General features: G+C 46.9%; 19 protein-coding genes. 10 read left to right on the top strand and 9 right to left on the bottom strand.

The window, feature by feature from the left end:
* Nucleotides 1–23: 23 nt before the first annotated feature.
* The 5 genes from QZ209_RS10750 to QZ209_RS10730 all read left to right on the top strand — a co-directional run bounded on the left by QZ209_RS10750 (nt 24) and on the right by QZ209_RS10730 (nt 7,065).
* Nucleotides 24–2,672 (top strand): SMC family ATPase, encoded by a 2,649-nt coding sequence (locus tag QZ209_RS10750; RefSeq protein WP_294347760.1) that lies wholly within the window; start codon nt 24–26, stop codon nt 2,670–2,672.
* 129 nt (nt 2,673–2,801) lie between these two features.
* On the top strand, nt 2,802–4,313 hold the full coding sequence (locus tag QZ209_RS10745; RefSeq protein WP_294347758.1) for a B12-binding domain-containing radical SAM protein: 1,512 nt from the start codon (nt 2,802–2,804) through the stop codon (nt 4,311–4,313).
* Between the two features lie 17 nt (nt 4,314–4,330).
* On the top strand, nt 4,331–5,743 hold the full coding sequence (locus QZ209_RS10740; RefSeq protein ID WP_294347756.1) for an HD domain-containing protein: 1,413 nt from the start codon (nt 4,331–4,333) through the stop codon (nt 5,741–5,743).
* Nucleotides 5,744–5,884: 141 nt separating this feature from the next.
* Entirely contained in the window at nt 5,885–6,250 is a 366-nt protein-coding gene (locus QZ209_RS10735; RefSeq protein ID WP_294347754.1) for a YtxH domain-containing protein, read from the top strand.
* Nucleotides 6,251–6,270: 20 nt separating this feature from the next.
* Nucleotides 6,271–7,065 carry an alpha/beta hydrolase gene (locus QZ209_RS10730; RefSeq protein ID WP_294347752.1) on the top strand — a complete coding sequence of 265 codons (795 nt, stop codon included), beginning with the start codon at nt 6,271–6,273 and terminating at the stop codon, nt 7,063–7,065.
* Nucleotides 7,066–7,072: 7 nt separating this feature from the next.
* On the opposite strand, the gene aroA is transcribed toward QZ209_RS10730, so the two are convergent.
* The 4 genes from aroA to QZ209_RS10710 all read right to left on the bottom strand — a co-directional run bounded on the left by aroA (nt 7,073) and on the right by QZ209_RS10710 (nt 11,049).
* Entirely contained in the window at nt 7,073–8,377 is a 1,305-nt protein-coding gene (gene aroA / locus QZ209_RS10725; protein ID WP_294347750.1) for a 3-phosphoshikimate 1-carboxyvinyltransferase, read from the bottom strand.
* Nucleotides 8,378–8,450: 73 nt separating this feature from the next.
* A complete protein-coding gene (rpsU, locus tag QZ209_RS10720; RefSeq protein ID WP_110022677.1) occupies nt 8,451–8,648 on the bottom strand; it encodes a 30S ribosomal protein S21 in 198 nt (65 codons plus the stop codon).
* 26 nt (nt 8,649–8,674) lie between these two features.
* Nucleotides 8,675–9,274: a hypothetical protein gene (locus QZ209_RS10715; RefSeq protein ID WP_294347749.1), complete on the bottom strand. Its 600-nt coding sequence runs from the start codon at nt 9,272–9,274 to the stop codon at nt 8,675–8,677.
* A 401-nt stretch (nt 9,275–9,675) separates the two neighbouring features.
* Nucleotides 9,676–11,049, bottom strand: coding sequence for a pyridoxal-phosphate dependent enzyme (locus QZ209_RS10710; protein WP_294347747.1), 1,374 nt, complete (start codon nt 11,047–11,049; stop codon nt 9,676–9,678).
* A 290-nt stretch (nt 11,050–11,339) separates the two neighbouring features.
* On the opposite strand from QZ209_RS10710, the gene alr reads away from it, so the two are divergent.
* From alr to QZ209_RS10695, 3 genes are read left to right on the top strand one after another with little or no spacing between them, the layout of a single operon-like run.
* Nucleotides 11,340–12,494: an alanine racemase gene (alr, locus tag QZ209_RS10705; protein ID WP_294347745.1), complete on the top strand. Its 1,155-nt coding sequence runs from the start codon at nt 11,340–11,342 to the stop codon at nt 12,492–12,494.
* Nucleotides 12,491–12,982 (top strand): helix-hairpin-helix domain-containing protein, encoded by a 492-nt coding sequence (locus tag QZ209_RS10700; RefSeq protein ID WP_294347743.1) that lies wholly within the window; start codon nt 12,491–12,493, stop codon nt 12,980–12,982. The genes alr and QZ209_RS10700 overlap by 4 nt, the downstream gene beginning before the upstream one ends.
* Nucleotides 12,983–13,015: 33 nt before the next feature.
* Complete coding sequence (locus QZ209_RS10695; RefSeq protein ID WP_294347741.1) at nt 13,016–13,858, top strand: hypothetical protein; 843 nt, start codon at nt 13,016–13,018, stop codon at nt 13,856–13,858.
* On the opposite strand, the gene QZ209_RS10690 is transcribed toward QZ209_RS10695, so the two are convergent.
* From QZ209_RS10690 to QZ209_RS10675, 4 genes are all read right to left on the bottom strand, one after another.
* On the bottom strand, nt 13,853–14,872 hold the full coding sequence (locus QZ209_RS10690; RefSeq protein WP_294347739.1) for an aspartate-semialdehyde dehydrogenase: 1,020 nt from the start codon (nt 14,870–14,872) through the stop codon (nt 13,853–13,855). The genes QZ209_RS10695 and QZ209_RS10690 overlap by 6 nt on opposite strands.
* A 171-nt stretch (nt 14,873–15,043) precedes the next feature.
* On the bottom strand, nt 15,044–16,084 hold the full coding sequence (gene dusB, locus QZ209_RS10685; protein ID WP_294347737.1) for a tRNA dihydrouridine synthase DusB: 1,041 nt from the start codon (nt 16,082–16,084) through the stop codon (nt 15,044–15,046).
* An 8-nt stretch (nt 16,085–16,092) separates the two neighbouring features.
* Complete coding sequence (gene recA, locus QZ209_RS10680) at nt 16,093–17,145, bottom strand: recombinase RecA (RefSeq protein WP_294347736.1); 1,053 nt, start codon at nt 17,143–17,145, stop codon at nt 16,093–16,095.
* Between the two features lie 30 nt (nt 17,146–17,175).
* Entirely contained in the window at nt 17,176–18,174 is a 999-nt protein-coding gene (locus tag QZ209_RS10675) for an NAD-dependent epimerase/dehydratase family protein (RefSeq protein WP_294347735.1), read from the bottom strand.
* A gap of 190 nt (nt 18,175–18,364) precedes the next feature.
* Between QZ209_RS10675 and QZ209_RS10670 the strand changes: the two genes are divergently transcribed.
* Both QZ209_RS10670 and tig read left to right on the top strand, forming a co-directional pair.
* The gene (locus QZ209_RS10670) at nt 18,365–19,633 is read left to right on the top strand and encodes a pitrilysin family protein (RefSeq protein ID WP_294347732.1); all 1,269 of its coding nucleotides are present in this window, start codon (nt 18,365–18,367) and stop codon (nt 19,631–19,633) included.
* A 147-nt stretch (nt 19,634–19,780) separates the two neighbouring features.
* Nucleotides 19,781–21,064: a trigger factor gene (gene tig, locus QZ209_RS10665; RefSeq protein WP_294347729.1), complete on the top strand. Its 1,284-nt coding sequence runs from the start codon at nt 19,781–19,783 to the stop codon at nt 21,062–21,064.
* Nucleotides 21,065–21,154: 90 nt separating this feature from the next.
* On the opposite strand, the gene nadC is transcribed toward tig, so the two are convergent.
* Complete coding sequence (nadC, locus tag QZ209_RS10660) at nt 21,155–22,033, bottom strand: carboxylating nicotinate-nucleotide diphosphorylase (protein WP_294348036.1); 879 nt, start codon at nt 22,031–22,033, stop codon at nt 21,155–21,157.
* Nucleotides 22,034–22,049: the final 16 nt, after the last annotated feature.

The following is a 22,049-nucleotide window of genomic DNA, read 5'->3' as shown; positions in this document are numbered from 1 at the left end:
TTCCCAATCCCTGCAACAGAGCGATGATTCCGAAAAAACTTACCATCAGCAATTTCCAGAGTTACGGTGAAGAACCACAGGAACTCGACTTTGAGCGTTTCAGGATAGCCTGCCTGACTGGAGCCAACGCTGCCGGAAAATCGAGCCTCATTGAAGCGATGGGCTGGTGCATTTGGGGAAAAGGCCGAACAGGCAAAGAGGGACTGATCAACGAAAACGCTGATGAAATGCACGTATCCTGCGTTTTCGAAACAAGCGGAAAAACCTACAGAATACTCCGCAAAGCGACAAGAAAGAAAAGCGGTGGAACCACCGAACAGGTCGATCTGCATATCTTCGATCCTGAAACCGATGTTTTCCAGAGCCTGAATGAAAACACTCTTCGTCTTACCCAGAAAAAAATCCTCGACCTTATCGGACTTGATTTTGATGGCTTTATCAGTTCTTCATTCATAAGCCAGGGACGGTCAAACGAGTTTACCCTCAAATCTCCCAAAGAACGCAAGGAAATCCTGGCACAGATCCTTCGGATCGACCGCTACGCGGTGTTCGCTGAAAAGGCAAAGGAGAAAACAAGAGCGATCGGCGAGGAAATAACCTATCTTGCGGGCAGAATCGGCACCTTGCGCGACGACCTTTCCCGTGTCCCGGCGTTGTGTGCCGAACTGAAAAAAAAATCTTCAGAATCGGAAGCAGCCGAAAAGGAGCTCAACTCCTGCATATCGTCATGCGCTCAACTCGAACAACGGTTGACCGCCATGAACGAACTGGAGCTTGAGCGGAAAACACTCGAGGCTCAGCTTGCCGGCATGAATTCCCGCAAAGAAGAACTTACCGTCCGCAGCACGAAGCTCCGGGAAGAAGAAGCTGAATTGCGATCACTGGTCGACAGCAGAAACACTATCGAACGGAATATCAGGAAATACAACGAGTTGAAAAAAGAACTCGTCACTATGGAACATACCTCAAAAGCCATAGAACAGCTCCGTCAGGAGAGCATACGAATGGAATCGGTAAAGGCACTCAAAACACAAAAAGCTTCTCACGAGGTTCAAACCATCGAAACTGCCCTGCAAACCTCCGATTCAAACCTGGGAACCCTTGCTGAAAAAATAGAACGTCTGCAAGCCGACTGCCGAACAATGCACCAACTGTATGATGAGAAGAGCTCACTGGAAACATCGACCAGGACACTCGAAGAGGAACTCGATGGAAAAGACCGTTGCATGCGTTCGCTCTCTCAGCTTGAAAACCGGATACAAACGCTTGCTGATAACCTCGAAAACATCAAAAAAAAGGGGCTGGAATTCAAAGGCATTGACGGCACGATTTGTCCACTCTGCCACTCGACAGTCAATGAAACCCATAAAGAAAAAGTGCTTGAAGAGTACCGCACCCAGTTCCGGAACACTGAAAAAGAGATTGCCGACAACACGATTGAAAAAAAACAGTTCGAATCCCTTTGGCGAGGTTTCGAAAAAAAACAGCAGAACCTCAACGCACAGCAGGAAAGACTTCAATCCATCCATTCCAGACTTTCCGCGCTTGAAGAACGATTGAAACAGCTCGATGAACTCGAAGCAGCGTACACACAAACCCTTAAATCCCGGGAAGCACTGGCAACAGAGCTTCAAAAAACTCGTAGAATGCTGGCCTCGGGAATTATCGCCGCCGAAGAACTCCAGAAACTTTCACAGATCAATTCGAAGATAGCATCACTTGACTACAACCCAGATGTGCACAACACTTTGAAAGCCGAACTGGAAATCCTTTCGGATGCTGAAAACCAGGCAGGAGTACTTGATATGGCAGCCTCTCGCCTCGAAAAACTGACTGTTGAACACGAAACCTGCAGGAAAAAACTCGACGCAGTTGAAAACGAGCGAAATGCACTGCAATGCCGTTTCTCGGAAATAGCAGCACTGGTCGAAGGCAAACCGGATCTGAACAAAAAGTTCGAGAGGGCCGAGATCGAAAAAAAAACGGCGGAAAACAAATTGCGAAATCTCCTGGTAGAGAAACAGAGCTTGAAAAAAAGCCTTGACGATCTTGCTGAAAAAGAAAAACAGAGAAAAAAAATATCCGCTGAACTCGGCAGAAAAGAAGAGACAAAAAATATTTTCACCATTCTACAGGATGCTTTCGGTATCAAAGGTATTCAAAGCCTCCTGATTGAAAATGCTGTACCGCAACTCGAGGAACAGGCAAACAACATTCTCGGTAAGCTCACCCAGAATCAGATGGCATTTGAAGTTCGTACTCAAAAACAGCGCATCAATAAAAATATCACCGAAACCCTTGAAATAGCCATCTCAGATTCCCAGGGCGAAGTCAGGGAGTATGAGAGTTTTTCAGGTGGTGAGAAGTTTCGTATCGACCTTTCTCTCAGAATAGCTCTTTCGAAACTTCTTTCGATACAAACAGGTCACGGCTTGAAGTTGCTTGTCATCGACGAAGGATTCGGGACACAGGACGATGACGGACTTGACGCAATCATAGATTCAATTCACCGCATTACCGATGAGTTTGAAAAAATTGTACTCATCACTCATCTTGAAAAATTGAAAGATGCGTTCGAGGTAAAAATCGTTGTGTCCCGTCAGCCCGAAAAAGGCTCTCTCTTTTCCATGGTAACGGGAGACCGGACACTGACCGAACCGCAATACGCATAAGTCCATACATTGCCTGCTGGTGTTGTTTGTCCCCATCCATCTTCTTATACGGAACGAAATATATGTTTTACAGGTTTTTAATTGTTTAGCCATTGCTCAGCTTCACCTTTTGAAACGATCTACGTAAGTATGAATATACTGCTCCTTTATCCGGAATTTCCTGACACTTTTTGGAGTTTCAAGCATGCTCTGAAGTTTGTAAGCAAAAAAGCCTCTCTTCCACCCCTCGGTCTCATAACGGTATCAGCAATGCTGCCACACGAATGGCGTAAAAAACTGGTTGACCTGAATGTTTCCAAGCTGAGACAAAAAGACATCGAATGGGCCGATATCGCGTTCGTCAGTGCGATGGGAGTACAGAAAAAGTCCGCAAAACAAATCATAGCACGCTGTAAGAACGCCGGCCTCGAGGTTGTAGCCGGCGGTCCTCTCTTTACTTCTGAACCGGAGCAATTTACCGAAGTCGACCACCTGGTACTCAATGAGGCAGAACTCACGCTCCCTCTTTTCCTTGAAGATTTTACTCAGGGCATCGCCAAAAAACAGTACCGGTCGGGCGGCTTTCCCGATGTCAGAACGTCACCGGTACCGCAATGGGAACTGCTCGACATGAAAAAATATGCATCGATGGCGCTGCAGTTCTCGAGAGGCTGCCCCTACCAGTGCGATTTTTGCAATGTCACAACCCTTTTCGGACACAAGATCCGTATTAAAAGCAGCGATCAAATCATTCGTGAACTGCAAGCCATGTATGACAGAGGATGGCGAGAAAGCATCTTCTTTGTCGATGATAATTTCATCGCCCATAAGTCATACCTGAAAAAGGATCTCCTACCCAAGCTTATCGAATGGCAGCAGTCGAAAAAAACAACGACCAAGTTTTACACCGAGTGCTCGATCAACATTGCCGATGACCAGCAACTGATGGATCTTATGGTCAAAGCCGGGTTCAATCAGGTTTTTATCGGTATCGAAACTCCCAACCACTCGGCTCTGGAAGCATGCGGCAAGCAACATAACACCTCGAGAGACATGCTTGCGAACATCAAGCGAATTCAGCGTACAGGACTCGAGGTACAAGGAGGTTTTATCGTCGGATTCGATACCGATACCCCTTCGATTTTCCAACAACAGATAGAGTTCATCCAAAATAGCGGTATCGTTACCGCCATGGTTGGACTGTTACAGGCCCTGCCGGGAACCAAGCTGTATGAACGCATGAAAACCGAGGGCAGGCTCTTGAGTAGCTCAAGTGGAGACAATGTGGATAACACCACGAACATTATTCCAAAAATGGATATCGAAACGCTCCGGAAAGGTTACAGAGACATGATGAATTACCTGTATTCCCCGAAAAACTATTACCGCAGAATCAAAACACTGTTGATCGAATACAAACCACCGAAGTCGAAATCCCGTTTCCGGCCCGGGCAACTGGTGGCGTTATTTCGGTCTATGGTGGTTCTCGGTGTCATCGGGAAAGAACGGTTTCACTACTGGAAAATGCTTATCTGGACTCTTTTCAAACAGCATCAATCACTCTCTCTGGCGGTAACGCTTTGCATCTACGGTCATCATTTTCGCAAAGTGTGTACATTGCACCTGAAAACAGAAGAACATCCCGCGACCTCGACAGTATAATGCAACAATGACCCTTCATGATTTCCGATAATTTGCTTTTTCGTTCAGACGGGGGGTTCATTCGACTCCCCGTATGGGGCCATATTCCACTCAACACACCTTTAAAAAAGATACTGGCACACCCGACCTTTCTTCGTTTGAAAGGTATACGACAGCTTTCGTTCGCTCAGCAGGTCTATCCCGGAGCACATCATACCCGTTTCGAGCACTCGATCGGCGTCTATCATCTCATGAAGCTTATTCTGCAAAGGATTGTAACAAACCCCCTTGCAGAAAGTCTGCAGGGGGGGACCCTGGTTTTCGATACCCATACCTGTAAGCTTCTTCTTGCAGCAGCCTTGCTTCATGATATCGGACACTATCCGCACGCACATGTTCTTGAAGAACAGGCTCCCGTCTATCGAAACAAACCTGTCTTCAACGCTCATGAATCCTTGATCGAGAAATTTCTTTTCGAACATCATGATGGTTTTTCGACCATTGCGGAGATACTTGAGGACCAATGGCAGGTAAACCCGCGCGAAGTCGCCGATATTATCGCAGTAAAGGCATCAGGCAGGTTTAAAAAACTGATAAGCGGTACACTGGACCCCGATAAAATGGATTATCTGATGCGAGACGCTCATCACTGTAACATACCTTACGGCAGCATCGATATCGAACGGCTTATCGAATCGTTTGTTCCCGACCCTGAACGGGGACGTTTCGCTATTACCGAAAAAGGTATCGCACCGCTCGAAAGCCTGCTTTTCACCAAATACATGATGATGCGTAATGTGTACTGGCACCATACCAGCCGGGCTTTTGCAGTCATGTTGCGCAGAATGCTCCAGGATGCAATCGATGAATCAGTTATTTCTCCTGAAACACTACGAACACTTTTTTACGATAATTCCGATGACCAGGTGCTCCACGAGCTGATGCATCTCCATTCCCCGTCATGGCCTCCATCGGGCGAGCTTCTGCACAGCATCATACAGAGAAAAATATATAAACGCTCCGTAACGCTTTGCCCCTATCACAACGGAGCAAATGAGCCCGTCACCTGGATGTTCGCTTATACGACAAACCACAACCTTCGCAAGGAAAAGGAAATAGCGATCTGTACAATGCTCAACAAACGCTACGCCCTTGATCTGAAAGGCCATGAAATACTCATAGACCCACCTTCACTCAAAGATGTTTTCGATTATGCCGATCTCGGTGAACTCAGGGTTTTTCCAACTCGATATGAACATCTGAACGATTCCCGCAAGACTCGAAAACAGTATATCCGATTCGACGATTTCGGCGAATCGGTATTCCTCTCGGACTTTATCCTCTCGTTTGAACGGTACACAAAAAAGTTCAGACTTGTCTGCCGGGAAAATCTCTGCGAAAAGGTATTGGAGAACAAAGATAAAATACTGGAAATACTGCATGAAGGATGATAGACGGTAGTCGCCACTTCACACTTATTTTTTTAAATTAAAAAGCAACAGGCACCCAGAGCAGCTCAAAGCCCATTGTATAAAACCGCATTTTTTACTCATGGCGCCTTACCATTACCAGTCAATTAAACGCTATACAAGATGGAAAACCAGGACAACTATTATAAGGGACTTTTCTACGGCGCCGCTCTCGGTGCAGCCATCGGAACGGTCATGGGCTTGCTTTTTGCCCCTGATAAAGGACAGGAAACACAACGGATCATTACCGGTAAACTGCGCCGAGCCCTTGACATGGCAGGTGACAAGGCTGCAGAATTCTACGACATCGATGAAAATGGCGAAATCTATGACAACGAAGCACGAGAACGTTCGAAAGAGATTATTGAAAATGCCAGAGACGAGGCTCGCAAGATCCTCAACGATGCAAACACCATTCTGAAGGAAATAAAAAACCAGTCGAAAAGCGGTGGTGGACAGGCTAAATCGAACGACCCGCACGAAAACTGAAGGTATAAAAAAACAACGTCATGCTGAGCTACGAAAGCGTCCTTCTTGATTCCACGGCCTCATCGGCCTACACAGTACTTCTGCTTCATGCATTTCCTCTTTCTTCTGAAATGTGGGCGTCTCAGCTCTCAGCACTTGAAACAGAAGGAATTTCCGCTGTTGCTCCTGACGTTTTCGGTGTTGCTGGTTCACCGCAACAGGAAAACTGGAGTTTTCGTGATTACATCGAAGAAATTTCTTCGTTACTTTCGATGCTGCACATCGAGAAAGTAACTGTTGTAGGGCTTTCGATGGGTGGATACCAGGCATTCGAACTCTGGAGAATGTTCCCGGAAAAAGTTTTGTCAATGGTGCTTTGCGATACCAGGGCAGAACAGGATAACGAAGACGCCCTTGCCAACCGCCGTGACTTTATCGCCGCAGTCAGGACACAAGGTCCTGATGAAGCTGTCTCCAGAATGCTGTCGAACGTATTCTCCCCTGAAACCTATACAAAAAAACAGGATGTCGTCGATTCATTCAAACGAATCGTCAGAAAACAGTCTGGGAACACGATTGCTGCAACAATGCAGGCAATAGCCTCGAGAACCGATTCCGTCGAATCGCTTTCGACCATTACCTGCCCTGTCACGTTCATTACCGGCAAGGATGATAAACTCACTCCCCCATCGGTCGCGGCAGCTATGCACAGACAGCTACCCGGATCAGCCATGCATACTATACCGGGAGCCGGACACCTTGCGAACATGGAACAGCCCGACCGATTCAATGCCCTTCTCTTGGAGCACCTCAAGCTCGATGAGCCTCGAGTATGATCACCCGTTAGTGCTCCAGACCCTCGATGATCTCGAAAAATTTTGGAAAAGAAACACCGATAACGTTTGAATCTGAAATCTCGAGTTCTGCAGGAAGTATTGTATTGGCTATCGCAAAGCTCATGGCTATACGGTGATCATAGCAGCTATCGATGGTAACCGTACCGTTTACTGTCGTGCTTTTACCGGAAATAGCGAAACCATCGGCATATTCATCACAGATAAATCCGAGGCGCTCCATGTTATCGACCACCGCGCTGATTCTGTCACTCTCTTTCCCACGAAGTTCCGCTGCATTGTGCAATTCAAATTCGCCAGTGGCACATGCAGAAAGTACTGCGAGCATCGGTATTTCATCGATCACGTTTGCAACGAGAGCCGGATCACTTATCCTGAGCGGATTCAGGGAAGGGCTGTATCTGACCAGAATATCCCCAATCTTCTCTCCTCCCGCCAGACGAATATTTTCCAGCTGAATTTCCGCACCGGCCTCATCGAGCATAGAGAGATAACCGGTACGTGTAGGATTCAGGCACACATCGCGAAGAAGAATTTCAGAACCTGGACTCAAGAGACCAAGCGCAATGATAAAACATGCAGCCGAGGGATCCCCAGGAATATGGAAAGGTTTTGCCGCAACACTCTTCTGCCCGGGAATAATAATCTCCTTCTTACCTTCGGAGAGTTTTTTAACGTGCAACCCGAGCATAACTTCCGTATGATTTCTCGAGCAGAGATTTTCGACGATACAGCTTTCTCCCTCTGCGTGAAGCGAAGCAAAAGCGACAAGCGATTTCACCTGTGCCGAAGGAACCTGTAATTCATATCGTATCGGTTGCAGTTTGGCAGATCCCATTATAACAACCGGAGCGGTATCTTTCGGAGAAAGGGTCACTTCCGCACCCATCAAACGCAACGGTTCGGCAACACGATGCATCGGCCGCTTCATCAAAGAACCGTCCCCAACCAGAACACTCTCAAAAGGCTGAGCGGCAAGAATTCCGGCAAACATCCTCATAGTGCTCCCCGAGTTACCGCACATCAACTCTCTCTTCGGCCTGGTCAAGCTCCATAAACCGTTCGAACGAATAACAACATTGCTGACTTCGGCTCCATCACCCTTGATTATTTTTTCCTGCCTCACATCGATACCACAAGCCTGTAACACACCGAGAGTCGACTGATTATCGAAACCAGCTGAAAAATTCGATATTTCAGTGGTACCCTCTGCTATAGCACCTATGAGCGCGGCTCGATGAGATATTGATTTATCCGGCGGGAGGGTACTGACTTCTCCTTTGTAGATTTTCATGAACTCAAACTTGATTAAACAAAAAAGCAACCCCTGACGGAGCTGCTTTACATATCATCCTGATTATTTTCGATCAGGAATTACGTTCTTCGTTCGCTCTTTGAGCTCTGCGCTTGCTCCTTGAACGTTTCAAACGGCCTTCAATTGAAGGCTTTACGAAATATGCTTTTTTACGAAACTCCTTCAAAACACCTGCGCGTTCGTATTTTTTCTTGAAGCGCTTGAGCATTTTGTCAATAGACTCGTTATCGTTCGACTGTACGCTTACCAACTTTTTCACCTCCTTGTTAGCACTTGTTATCGTTTTAATTTCATTTTTAAAATTTCGCTCAGTGACTCGTTCTGACCAGTCTTGCCCTGGCTTACCTGTACATTTTCAAGCAGTTGCTTTTTACCGCTTTTGATAAACTCCACAATAATGACATGCGCACCGCTTCCGGTAGCGTTTTTTTCGCGGACGACCCCCACTTCATCGAGCGACTTGTGGTAGACCGCATCCCCCTGGGCATAAATTCCATGAGGAGAATACAACTGGCAATCTTCAGGATTGAGTTCCTGGAGATTCAACTCCTTATCGATCTGAATCTGCCACTCCTTGAGCAGATAAACCTGATTACATGATGAACACCTTATCCAGTACTGATTCTCGGCAGCAGACTGTACTTCGTCTTCCACAGCTTTTTTCTTGTCGGATTTACCCGTGTCAGAAGCGCCGAGAACATCATAATTCTTCGGCTTGTCACTGGGTTTCCATTCACCGACAAAAACTTTTTCTGTCAGCTCATGACAGCCCTCGCAAAAGCATGGCTTTATCTTCCCTTCAAGGATATATTGCCTTTTTCTCGATTCAACTACCGGCACCTGCCGCTCATTATTTACAGTCTTTTCGGAAGCCATACCTGTATACCATGTTTCCTTATGGAAAATGAAAAATTGAACGGTTACGTTCAGAGCACCAAATAGATAGCGATTTTGGTAATATGTGTTTAGGATTGCTTAAATAAGTAAATCTCGCAAAAAAAACAACCACATAATTACAATGAAAAGCGTAACCTGTTACATTTCATGCATATATAACAACTGAAACCATACAGCATTTCCAACGCCGGGGAAACACTCTCAACAGAACGGTCTCTTCCTGTGTTTCGAACACAAAAACGTTTGTTGTTCAGCTACCGCTCATGATTATCCCCTTTCGACTCGATCAAGAAATCCATCTTTTGGCGAACCTCGCCAAGGATGCCGGATCAAGCCCGGCATGACTTTTTACAGGATCCATGGTTCGACCAACCAGCATGTCACCTCTGTGTTAACGCTTCTATCAAATCGGATTTGGTAAGCAGCTGGAAACTTCCATCCGAAAGCGTAATCAGAACCCCGGAAGTGCTTTCCTGCAATTTTTCGGACAGTTCGGAAATAGTTGCGTCCGAACTGCATACGGGAAAAGACTGTTCCATGTAACCGACAACCTTGGAGTTCATCGCTTCGTCATTCTCGATCAGAATGGACAGAATTTTATTTTCACTGATGCTCCCGATAGCTGTGCCATAAGATACTACAGGAACCTGAGATACATCATGCTGACGCATCATTTCAAAAACCTCGGAGAGCGTATGTTCAGGATGAGCACAGATTAGTTCCTTTCTGGTTTTGAGACCGACAATTCCTTCGGCCGTAATTTCATCTTTCGGAGAAGGCGCTTTTCTGTAAAACCCTTTTTGTTTCATCCATTCGTCACTGAACATCTTGCTGAGATAGTAGCCACCATAATCGCTCATGATAACGACAATCTGGGCGCTCTCATCCAGAAGAGCGCCCGCTCTCACCGCCGCAAAAAGTACCGCACTGGAAGCTCCCCCTGCAAAAAGCGCATCGGTGCGCAACAGCTCACGGCCGCAATTAAACGCGTCCCTATCGCTAACCTGAACAATATCGTCGACAACCGAAGCATCCCAGTATTTCGACTCCCACAAGCCACCTATCTCTTCAAGCTCATAGGCGGCGGTTTTACCTGCCCGGCCTGAGTGCAAGAGATCACGGTAAATCGATCCTTCGGGTTCGACACCTATAATTTTTATGTCCGGACGTTTGGCTTTGAGAAAACGGCCGAGTCCCGCAATCATAGCCCCAGAAATAACCGGCACAAAAACATGGGTAACGCCACCTTCGGTCTGTTCCCAGATTTCAGGACCGGTTTTTTCAATATGCACAGTGCGGTTACGCTCGTTTTCATACATATTGGCAAAAAAGGCACGCGGAAGGTTTCGAACAAGGTTCTCGGCAACGTTCACGCAACTTCTTGGTTCACCGGGAAGCGCATCGGAAGGCGTGATAACTATTTCAGCCCCCAGAGCCTTGAGTACCTGCTGTTTTTCCCGGGAAATTTTATCAGGCACAACGAGCAATATTTTATACCCTCGCGTCACGGCAGCCATTGCCAGAGCGATGCCGCTACACCCGTAGGTCCAATCGACAAGCGTCATTCCGGGTTTTATAACCCCTTGTTTTTCAGCGTGATCGACAATTGTGTCTGCAATACGGCAGTAATGTGTTCCGGAAGGATTCTGAAACTCCACTTTCGCCATAATGCGTGGCTTGATGTGTCGGGTCGAACGGTCGATCAGCACCATCGGGGTGCTATCTGTCCTTGAAAAAATGTTTTGCTGCCACATATACAGTAGCGGGAGTAGATTTGAGATTAAAGACGAAGCACGCCTTTACAATGTAATGGACTTGAAAAACAAGAACAAAATATGTTTTTTACCTAAAAGAATACTTCGTAGTGCTGACCATGAACGCTTTGAAAGCGATGTAAACCACGTGCAGAAACCAGAGCGTTTTGTTTTTTCGGAGAACCAGCGGACAGCTATCATGGCATAGAAGTACCGATAGAGAAGTCAATAAGAAACTGTTGTTTTCTCTTTTTACTAAAAAATCAGTTCCACTCTTACCGAATACTCGATTGACAAAGGCAACAACAGCGCCTACCGGCAAAAACACTCTTACTGAAGAGCACCTTGCGGTAGCGATAATTTCTTCGAATAACCTCATACATAACTTTCGCAAGATACAGGAGCGAATCACAGACACATGCCGTATCATGGGTATCGTCAAGGCAAATGCTTATGGACACGATGCCTTGCATATAGCGAAAACTCTTGAAAGTCTGGGTGTCAGTGATTTCGGCGTGGCAAATATTAAAGAGGCCATGCACCTGAGAAAGCGGCATGCAGTTTCCGGGGATGCTGCAATTCTTGCTTTCTGTTCACCTCTTCCTTCTCATCTACCCCTCTATCTGCAGCATGATATTACAGCAACCATCGGTGATTTCGAAACGCTACGCACCGCCGAAGCCATAGCATCATCATATAACACAACGTTGAAGGTGCAGGTAAAAATCGATACCGGAATGGGAAGGCTCGGAATACAGCCCGAAGCTGCCTGCAACCTTCTTCAGGCCGCAGAACAAAGTCCCCACCTGCAACTCACGGGGGCCTATACGCACTTTGCTCAAAGTACAAACACCGACGGCTTTACCGATCGGCAAATTGACCTATTCACGCAGGTCTGTTCGGAGTTCGAACACAAGGCCAAAAGAAGCCTCTGTAAACATGCGGCAAACAGTGGCGCGTTACTCTGCCGCAAAGATGCCTGCCTCGATATGGTCAGGCCAGGAATAATGCTCTACGGATACCCCCCCGACGAGAGCGTAAAACATATGATCGATCTCAAACCGGTGATGGAGTTACGAACCAAGGTGATTTTCATTAAAGATGTGGAACCCGGAACGAGCATCAGCTATAACCGTCGGTGGACCGCTCCGTCCCGATGCAAAATAGCCACTATTTCTGCAGGTTACGCAGACGGTTACCTGAGAACGTTGTCGAACAGAGCCAAAGTTTTCATTCGAGGGAATCCCTGTGCACAGGTTGGCACGATCACCATGGATCAAACGATGGTCGATCTCGGGAAAAACAGCACCGTTCGTGTGGGTGACGATGCGGTACTTTTTGGATGGAACGGCATGTCTGCTGCAGATCTCGCAAAAATTGCAGGAACAATCAGCTATGAAATCCTCTGTGCTGTTTCTTCGAGAGTCGAGAGGATTATTGTATGAACTTCAGGGATACAATAGCCGTCATGCTCAGCATGACCCGAACAGAGGTAACCGTTGTATCGTTTCTGTTGTTGTCTTTCGTTCTCGGTGTCATTGTCAACGGCAGCCGCTCATTTCAAGAAGCAGCCCTGTTCGAGACAAAAGAAAAGGCCGGGTATTTTACCGACGCCGATGTGGACAGCCTTCTGAGAGAAGCGATGCTCCTGGAAAAAAGTCTGTCGGAAAAAGGTAACCTGGCCGACCATATCGGTTTATCACAGAAACTGCCAGTAGCTGACGAAGCCGTCTCAAGAAAAATTGTATTTTCAGACGCAACAGCCGATGAACTCAGCTCGATACCTGGAATAAGCGGTGTTCTTGCAAACAGACTGATCACATTCAGAAAATCAAAACAGGAAAGAGTTGAAAGATTTCATGATTTTTTGGAAGTTAAAGGCATAGGCAAGAGAAGAATGGAAACCTTGAAACAGCATCTCATCCTTGATTAAATGACCATGAACTGCCATGCATGCGCAATTGATGTGAATACAACTGTAGTCGCAAACGTCACCTATGATGAAAGTGGTGGTTTTTCGGTCAGGGAATGTAAAACGATACGGACGGGAACCTCGGCATACAGCGCTACAGGCGGAGAAAAAGCATTGACCAAGCTTGTATCGTTTCTCAGAAAAAAACAGATTGAAACCGTAGTTCTTTCCATTCATACACCTTGCTTTTTCCCGCTCGATACAGTCTTTCCCAAAAACATTTCCGATACAACTTTCGATGCTCATTGCAGAGCCGAAGCCGGTTTTCTATTGAGCAAACCGGGGGAATACATGCACGACAACATCCCTTACACACTGAAACCGGAACAGCGTCCAGTCCGAAAACACCTGGTTTTTTATTACCCTGACACTCTTTTCGGCCTGCTGCATCACAGGCTCAGAGCGTTCTGTTCAATCAGCGACGCAACACTCTACCTCAAGCCGATGATCCGAAGTGTCGCAGCAACGCTACAACCGTTCGCTCTCTTGGAAATCGAGCATGAATATGCAACGTTTTCCGCCGGCAGTAACGGTGAGCTTGAACATTTCAGCTATTGGCGGCTCAATCATCAAAACGACGCCGAGTATTTCGCACTACGGGAACTGATGATCAATCCGCATTACAAACAGCACCCGATTTATATCACCGGCAATCTATCCCTTGACAAATCATTTATCGAAAGGCTATCAGATGCAGCAGGAAAAATCCTTTCTCCCCTGAACCTTGTCGACCTTTACGCCATGGAAAACAACGCTCCTTCTTCCTGCTGCACACCGATAGAGCTGAAAGCACTGAGCGCGGCGTTCGTCAACCTTTGCGACAGAAAAACGTCATAACCGCCCAACAAGTTTTTCTGCGATTTGAACAGCATTTGTCGCAGCACCCTTACGCAAATTGTCGGCTACGATCCACATGTTCAGCGTTTTGGGATGCCAGAAATCCCGTCGTATCCGGCCCACAAAAACCTCATCCTGTTCATAGGAGGACAATGGCATGGGATACACATTTGCCGACGGGTCGTCCTGAACAACGATTCCCGGAGCAGCTGAAAGCAGTCCCCTGACTTCCTCGATATCGAAATCGTCTTCAAATTCGATATTCAAGGCCTCTCCGTGCCCTCCGTATACAGGAATACGAACGGTTGTCGGCGAAACGCTCAGAGAATCGTCGCCCATGATTTTACGCGTTTCGTTGACCATCTTCATCTCTTCTTTGGTGTAACCGTTCTCCTGAAACACATCGATATGAGGTACGGCATTGAAAGCGATCTGATGTACATGTACAAATGATTCGGGTATCCTGCCCGTCAACTCCTCCTCGAGAGCGTCACGCCCTATTTTACCCTTGCCGGTTACAGACTGATAGGTTGAAACAACCACCCGCCGGATACGGTACGTATCATGAAGCGGTTTAAGAACCACCACCATCTGAATGGTTGAGCAGTTCGGGTTGGCAATAATCTTACAGGGGCTCCCATCCAACCCGAAAACAGCCTCGGGATTGACTTCAGGTACAACAAGCGGTACATTGGGATCCATGCGAAACGCAGAAGAATTATCAATAACTATCGCACCGGAATCCGCCGCAACCGACGCCCACTGTCGGCTTGCTCCGGCTCCCGCAGAAAATAACGCGATATCCGCCCGGCTGAAAGCTTCAGCAGTCGGTACCTCTGTGAGAAACGTCTTCTCCCTGAACGTTATTTCTCTGCCCAAGCTCCGCTCGGAAGCCAAAGGGATAATTTCCCGAACCGGAAAATTACGTTCATCGAGCACGTCCAGCATGGTTCTTCCCACAAGCCCGGTCACCCCCAGAATAGCCACACTGTATGCTTTTTCTGTACTACTCATTATGCTCTGTATATAATTGTGTGTTTAGTAAACATGTCTAACTCACCTGCGATTCATAAAAGCCCTTTGGGAATCTTTCCTTTGCATGGTCTTTGTATATCTCACAGGATTCATAAAATCGTTCATCCTATTGTCTGTTCCCTGCCATCGATCCACCGAGCAGGTATTTCTTCACCTCAGTACCAGCCGCTTCGAATGATCATTGAGATATTCCGCATACTCCCGTATTTTCCCTTCTTTCGCATACCGCTCACATTCGGCTTCATAATCCCTGAGTATCTCCACCACACACCGCCAGTCATTCTCTCGTACAAGTCGGTCTCTTACACGTGAAACCTTCGGCAATCCCTTCAGATACGTAGCGTAATGCCTCCTCATCTCGAGCGTTCCGTATTTTTCCCCCTTGAACTCGACAGAAAGCTTAAGATGCTCTATTGCCACTGCTATCCTGTCCCTGAAACCGGGTAATGTCACTACGGTACCGTTCTGCAGAAGTTCCTTGGCCTGTCTGAAAATAAAAGGATTACCTATAGAACCACGACCTATCATGATACCATCAGCACCAGTATGATTGAACATGGCAAGTGCATCCTGTGCCGCCCAGATATCGCCGTTGGCGATAACCGGAATCCTTGCACGTTCTTTGACTCTGGCAATCCAGTCCCAATCTGCAGTTCCCTTGTACATCTCGCTTCTTGTACGGCCATGAACCGCTATCGCATCGATACCTGCATCTTCGAGCCTTGGAACGATATCCAGAATATTGATCGAGTCCCTGTCCCATCCAATCCTGGTTTTCACCGTCACGGGAACCGATACGGCTTTCACCACCGATGCCGCGATACGAGCCATTTTTTCGGGTTCCCTGAGTAAAGCGGCCCCGGCACCTTTACCGGCGACCTTTTTCGCAGGGCACCCGAAATTGATGTCAAGGTAATCCGGGTTGTACGACGCCGCAATAGCAGCCGCTTCGGCCATAGCTTCTTCGGAGTTCCCGAAAATCTGAATGACCGCGGGACGCTCGTAATCTTCGAACAGCATCTTCTGCACGGATTTCTCGACTCCTCTGCGAAGCGCTTCCGCACTGACAAATTCAGTATAGACAATATCTGCTCCGAACTTTTTGCAGATTTTTCTGAAAGACCTGTCCGTAACGTCTTCCATTGGAGCAAGAATCACCGGACGTTCTATGTGCAGCTCGCCTATCTTCATCTCTTCAGTTAAACCTCACCATTTCCTGTTCCGGTAAAAGGCTGCATGACATCTCTCACCTGCTGCTGAATTTTTCCGGTCAGATCGGCATCTTCACGCAAAGCTCTTTTGACAGCTTCCCTGCCCTGCCCAAGCTTTTCCGACTCATAACTGAACCATGCTCCAGACTTTTTGACGATACCGAATTCAACAGCAAGATCTATCAATTCTCCTAACATGGATATCCCTTCTCCGTAGAGAATATCAAATTCAACAGTTTTAAAGGGTGGAGCAACCTTGTTTTTAACCACTTTTACCTTGGTACGGTTGCCGATGATTTCCGCTCCGTCCTTGATCTGTGCAGTTTTGCGTATTTCGAGACGAACCGATGAATAGAACTTGAGTGCTTTTCCGCCTGTCGTAGTCTCGGGATTGCCATACACCACCCCGATTTTATCGCGAAGCTGGTTGATGAAAATAACGACCGAGCTGGATTTCGAGATAGCGCCCGTAAGCTTTCTCAACGCCTGGCTCATCAAACGAGCCTGCAAGCCCATAACGCTATCGCCCATTTCTCCCTCGAGCTCCGCCTGTGGAACAAGCGCCGCAACCGAATCAACAACCACGATGTCGACAGCACCGCTCCGCACCAGGGTTTCAACAATTGAAAGAGCCTGTTCACCAGATTCCGGCTGGCTGATCAACAGAGCGCCGATATCGACCCCGAGCTTTTTCGCGTAGGTCTGGTCAAAAGCATGTTCGGCATCGACAATCGCGGCAATACCGCCGTTCTTCTGGGCTTCGGCAATCGCATGAAGTGCAAGCGTGGTTTTTCCGGAGGATTCCGGTCCATATATTTCCGTCACCCTTCCCCTGGGAAATCCACCGACTCCCAGCGCAAAATCCAGAGCAATCGAGCCTGTAGAAACCACCTGAACAGGCATTATCGCCCCCTTGTCACCCAAACGCATAATAGCACCTTTACCAAACTGCTTTTCAAGCGTCTCGACAGCAATGCTCAATTGCTTGAGTTTTGCCGGATCTGTCTCTTTTTTCGCCTGTACTGTTTTTTTTGATTCCATTAGCTCTTACCCTTCATATTCAAAAAAATTTCAACCGACCACTGATTGCACGATATCCCTTACCGGACGGTATGACATCCCGAGCTTACTGATAGACTTTCTGTTCGAATAATACAGCTTCCGCCGGGCAAGCTGCATACTCTCGAGACTGATGTAAGGTCTGCTCCCCGTCAACAGGGCATAAAGCTCGCCCCCCATGCCAACAATTCCATAGAAAGATTCAACTGCAGAAACAGCAAATCTCATTCTGCTTCCGGGCAGCTCGCGGATCATTGCGAACAGCTCTCCGAATGACCGGTTTTCCGATACAATGATGTACCGTTCTCCTCTTTTCCCTTTACTCCAAACCTCGAGATGAGCCCGTGCTACATCCCATATATTAACGAGGCTGATACCACCGGAAGGATATAACGGAATTCTGCCTTGATAAATACGCTCCATAGCTTTCGTTGCACTGTTGGTAAAAGCAGGAAAGCCTTCGCTTCTACCAACGACAACACCAGGGTTCACCATGACAACATCCAGTCCCTCTGCAATGCCCCGCTCTCCCTCCATCTCCGCAAGGCGTTTCGACTCCATGTAAGCAATCCGACGCTGCCAATCATTGAAGGTTGTCTCTTCATCAGCCGGTTCACCACCATCCTTCACTCCCAATGCGGCAACGGAACTTGTCAATACAAGGCGATTCACGCCTTTCTGTAGACAGGCATTGACCACGTTAGCGGTCCCGGCAACATTGGTTTGATGAAGCTCACGGCGGTGATTTTTTGCATACGCCACGAGCCCTGCACAGTGAAACACCGCATCTGCAGAGAGAAACGGTTCGTGCAGTGACGCTGGATTCAAAATATCTCCTTTCACAATTTCAACCGGCAGACCTGACAGAACGGAAAGATCGGAACTCGGCCTCACCAGAGCTCTGATGTGCAACGTATCGCCACATAGCTTTTGCAGAGCATATACCACCTGTGACCCGATGTAGCCCGTTGCACCGGTAACCAATACAACACGTTTCTTCGTATCCAACATCCCGATTGTTACAGCTTATTCACGCCCAAACAGTTTCTGTTCTTAAAAATAAGAAGAAAAATTACATTGCATTCAAATCAACAAACATGGAACCATCATATATTGTTTGTCGTGATAACAAATCCATCGAACCCCGACACCGCAAAGGCACTATCGGACAACCTGGTAAATGATAACAAGACTCATGCAGATGCGGGATAATAAACAATTTCTATCAAACGGTCCATTCGTTGAAAATCGCCTTCCGAACGGTTTGGCTATAGCCAGCAACCACGTCCCTCATGTAAACAGTATAGCAATAGGCATATGGACCAATGCAGGATCCCGGGAAGATCCGGCACACATGGGCGGACTGGCCCATTTCCTCGAACACGCTGTTTTCAAGGGTACACATTCCAGAGATTACATAGCCATTGCCAGATGCATCGAACAGGTTGGTGGATATATCGATGCTTTTACGACAAAGGAAAATACCTGCCTCTACATCCGTTGTCTAAAAGAGCATGGTGCGCTCGCCTTTGATCTTTTGGCCGACCTCGTTTGTAACCCTGTTTTTCCCGAAGATGAAATCGAAAAGGAAAAAGAGGTGGTTATTGAAGAGATTCACGGTATTAACGACTCACCGGAAGAACTTATATTCGATCAGTTTGACGATCTTGCATTTCCCAAACACTCTTTGGGCCCATCGATTCTCGGCACGGAACAATCCGTCACAAACATAACAACACAAGCACTACGAGCGTTCATGCAGAGGTATTATACTGCGAAGAACATGCTCGTCACCGTCGTCGGCAATATGTCTCATGACGAGGTTATGCTGTATTCCGAAAAAAGTTTTTCCGGAGTATCTACCGACAGGAAACCATCTTCTGGCATCAGAACCTTCAGTGAAAAAGATTACAGTACTTTTTTCACGCGCCAGAAAAAACCCCTCTATCAAGCCCATGTGCTCCATGGCAGAGCCGTAGCGCGTGATGATCGTTTTTTCTACAGCCTTCTTCTGCTCAACACCATACTCAGCGGAGGCATGAGCTCCATGCTCAATCTCGAACTGAGAGAAAAAAATGCGCTTGCGTACAATGCTTATTCCTCACTCACGTTTTTCGAGGATACGACGTTGCTGAACGTTTATGCCGGCACCGATCCTGAAAACACCCGTCAGACGCTGAGAATCATACAAGGGATATTGAATGCCGAGACTCTTTCAGAGGTGTCCGGAGAAGAACTTCTGGCGGCAAAAAACAAGCTCACTTCCGAGCTGGTCATGGAAATGGAAAAAATGACTCATAGAATGTCAAAGGCAGCAAGAGATATTTTTTACTTTGGCAACACCATCGACCTTGAAGAAAAACTCGCTGGAATAAAGAATGTCACCGGTGAAGATCTGGGGCAAGCTGCCGAATATTTACAAATGGACATGGATGCCTCAACCCTGATATATGAGCCGGACGAAGAATAGCCGGACAGGCGATCGGTAACGGGAAACGGGCTATAGATGAAAAGTCAGGAATTAATCGTATATTCATAACATTTATAGGGACCTCCAAGAATTACCTGTTCTTTGAGGTGCCTTTTGTTTTTGTATAAACTTTCAGAGAATACCGCATTGCAAAAAAACATCACTAACGTCAGCGACACCGAACAGAAGCTTGAAATAATTCTTTCAGCTGAGGAATTCACTCCTGAAATAGATAACGAAATAGACAAAGCAAGAAAGAGCATTGAAATCAAAGGATTCAGGAAAGGTCATGTTCCTGTAGCCATGATAAAAAAAGTTATGGGGCCTGCCATTGAAGCGTCGGTGGCCGAAAAACTTGCCTCCAAGTACTTTGTCGAAATATCCGAAACCGAAAACATAAAACCCGCAAGCCGGGCTGAGCTTCAGGATTATTCATGTGACAAAGACAAGCTTGCCATTACGCTTTCCTACCAAATTCATCCCGAGTTTGAAGTCAAGGATTACAGTAACTATTCGTTTGTCCAGGACATTTATACCGTCAGTGACGAAGATGTCGAAAGAGAGATAAATCTTATACTCAAAGGGCATGGCACTCTTGTTCCGGTTGAAGGGCCATCTGAAGCGAAAGACACAATTATTGCCGACCTGGAAAAACTGGATGCCTCAGGAAATGTGCTGGAAGACCAGAAAACCGAAAACTATCATTTCAACCTGGAATACCTTCCTGACGACAACCCGTTCTACACCGCACTGCTCGGGAAAAAAGCAAGCGACACCGTAAGCGTCGATATCAAACCCGAGAAAGAAGGCGATGAAGCATACCGTTACGAAGTAGTGATAAAAGAGGTTAAGCGACTGGAGCTCCCTGAACTGAACGATGAGCTGGTAAAAGAAATCACTCAGCAAAAATTCGAGTCGACCGGTGATTTTCGTGAAGATGTCAGAGGTCAGCTTGAAGAGCACTTCAGTAACAAATCCGAACAGGATCTTCTTGAATCCATCTCGACAAAGTTTATCGAAGAGAATCCTGTTCCAACCCCATCAGCGATGGTGGATTCATTCGAAAACATGCTGCTTGAAAATGCTAAACGTCAGATGGGAGGAAATCTTCCTCCAGGTATGGATGAAAGCGAGTTTCGGGTATCAATCCGTCCAAATGCTGAAAAACATGCCCGCTGGATGTTGATCAGTCAAAAAATCGCCGAGCAGAGCAAGCTCGAAGTTACCGATGATGATATCAAGGCTTACGCGGAAAAAGAGGCGCAGAAAAACCCTGAACTCAAAGCAGACGATTTAGTGAATACCTATATGTCAACCGAGTTCAGAGACTATATCACCGACACCATTCTCAAAGAAAAAATTTACAGCATTATCAAGTCTTCGGTGACCATAAACGGTGAAAACAAACCGCTTCCACAACACGACGACTAAGTCATTGTCATCACAGGTCCTATAGGGCAGCCCACAGTCATATAGGACCATTGTCCTTTTTTTACAACCGATCCCTCATCCTGTTCAGTTTCACGAAAACCGTATGGTCATTGACAGATCCAGAGCCATAACACTATGGGTCAGCTCACCAACCGAGATATAATCCACACCAGTTTCTGCAATGTTGGCTACATTATGCAATCCAACATTGCCCGAAGCCTCGAGATGAATCGACGGGGCCTGTTTCCTGGCAAATGTAACTGCAGAAAAAAGCTCATCAAGAGAAAAATTATCAAGCAGGATGATATCAGGTTCGGCTCCCATCGCTTCTTGCAACTCTGCAACCGACCGGACTTCAACCTCGATTTTCATGGCTGTTCCTTTCACTGAAAGGTAATTCTTTGCACGCTTTATCGCCTGGCCGACTCCACCTGCCGCATCGATGTGGTTATCCTTGATAAGAATAAGGTCGAACAATCCGAACCGATGGTTTTGACCTCCTCCCATCTTCACCGCTTCCTTGTCAAAATACCGCAATCCCGGTGCTGTTTTTCTGGTATCGAGAATTACAGCATCCGTATGTGAAATCTTTTCAACGAACAAACGGGTTCGTGTCGCAATTCCGGACATTCGCTGCAAAAAGTTGAGTACCGTTCTTTCCGCAACAAGCAATGATGCAATCTTTCCTTCAGCTTCAAGAACGAGATCGCCTTCAGCAAGTTTTGCACCATCACTGACAACCTGCCTGACGTTCACTTCCGGATCGATACCCCTGAACACCTGCTCCGCGACAGCTATCCCTGCAACGACTCCCGGAGCTTTGGCCCTGACAACACCGTGTCCGGTCTGCCCGGGCTCAATCGTTGCAAGAGTCGTTACATCACCGTCATATCGATCTTCTTCAAGCGCCTGCATGATGGCTCTTGATTTACACAGAGCGAAAAAATCGTAAAAGTCTCTTTCTTTCATCATATTGTTTTGCTGA

This window comes from Prosthecochloris sp., from assembly GCA_015482705.2.
Taxonomy (GTDB): Bacteria; Bacteroidota; Chlorobiia; order Chlorobiales; family Chlorobiaceae; genus Prosthecochloris.
Note: the sequence above shows the minus strand (reverse complement) of the source record. Positions and strands in the feature narration are given on the sequence as shown.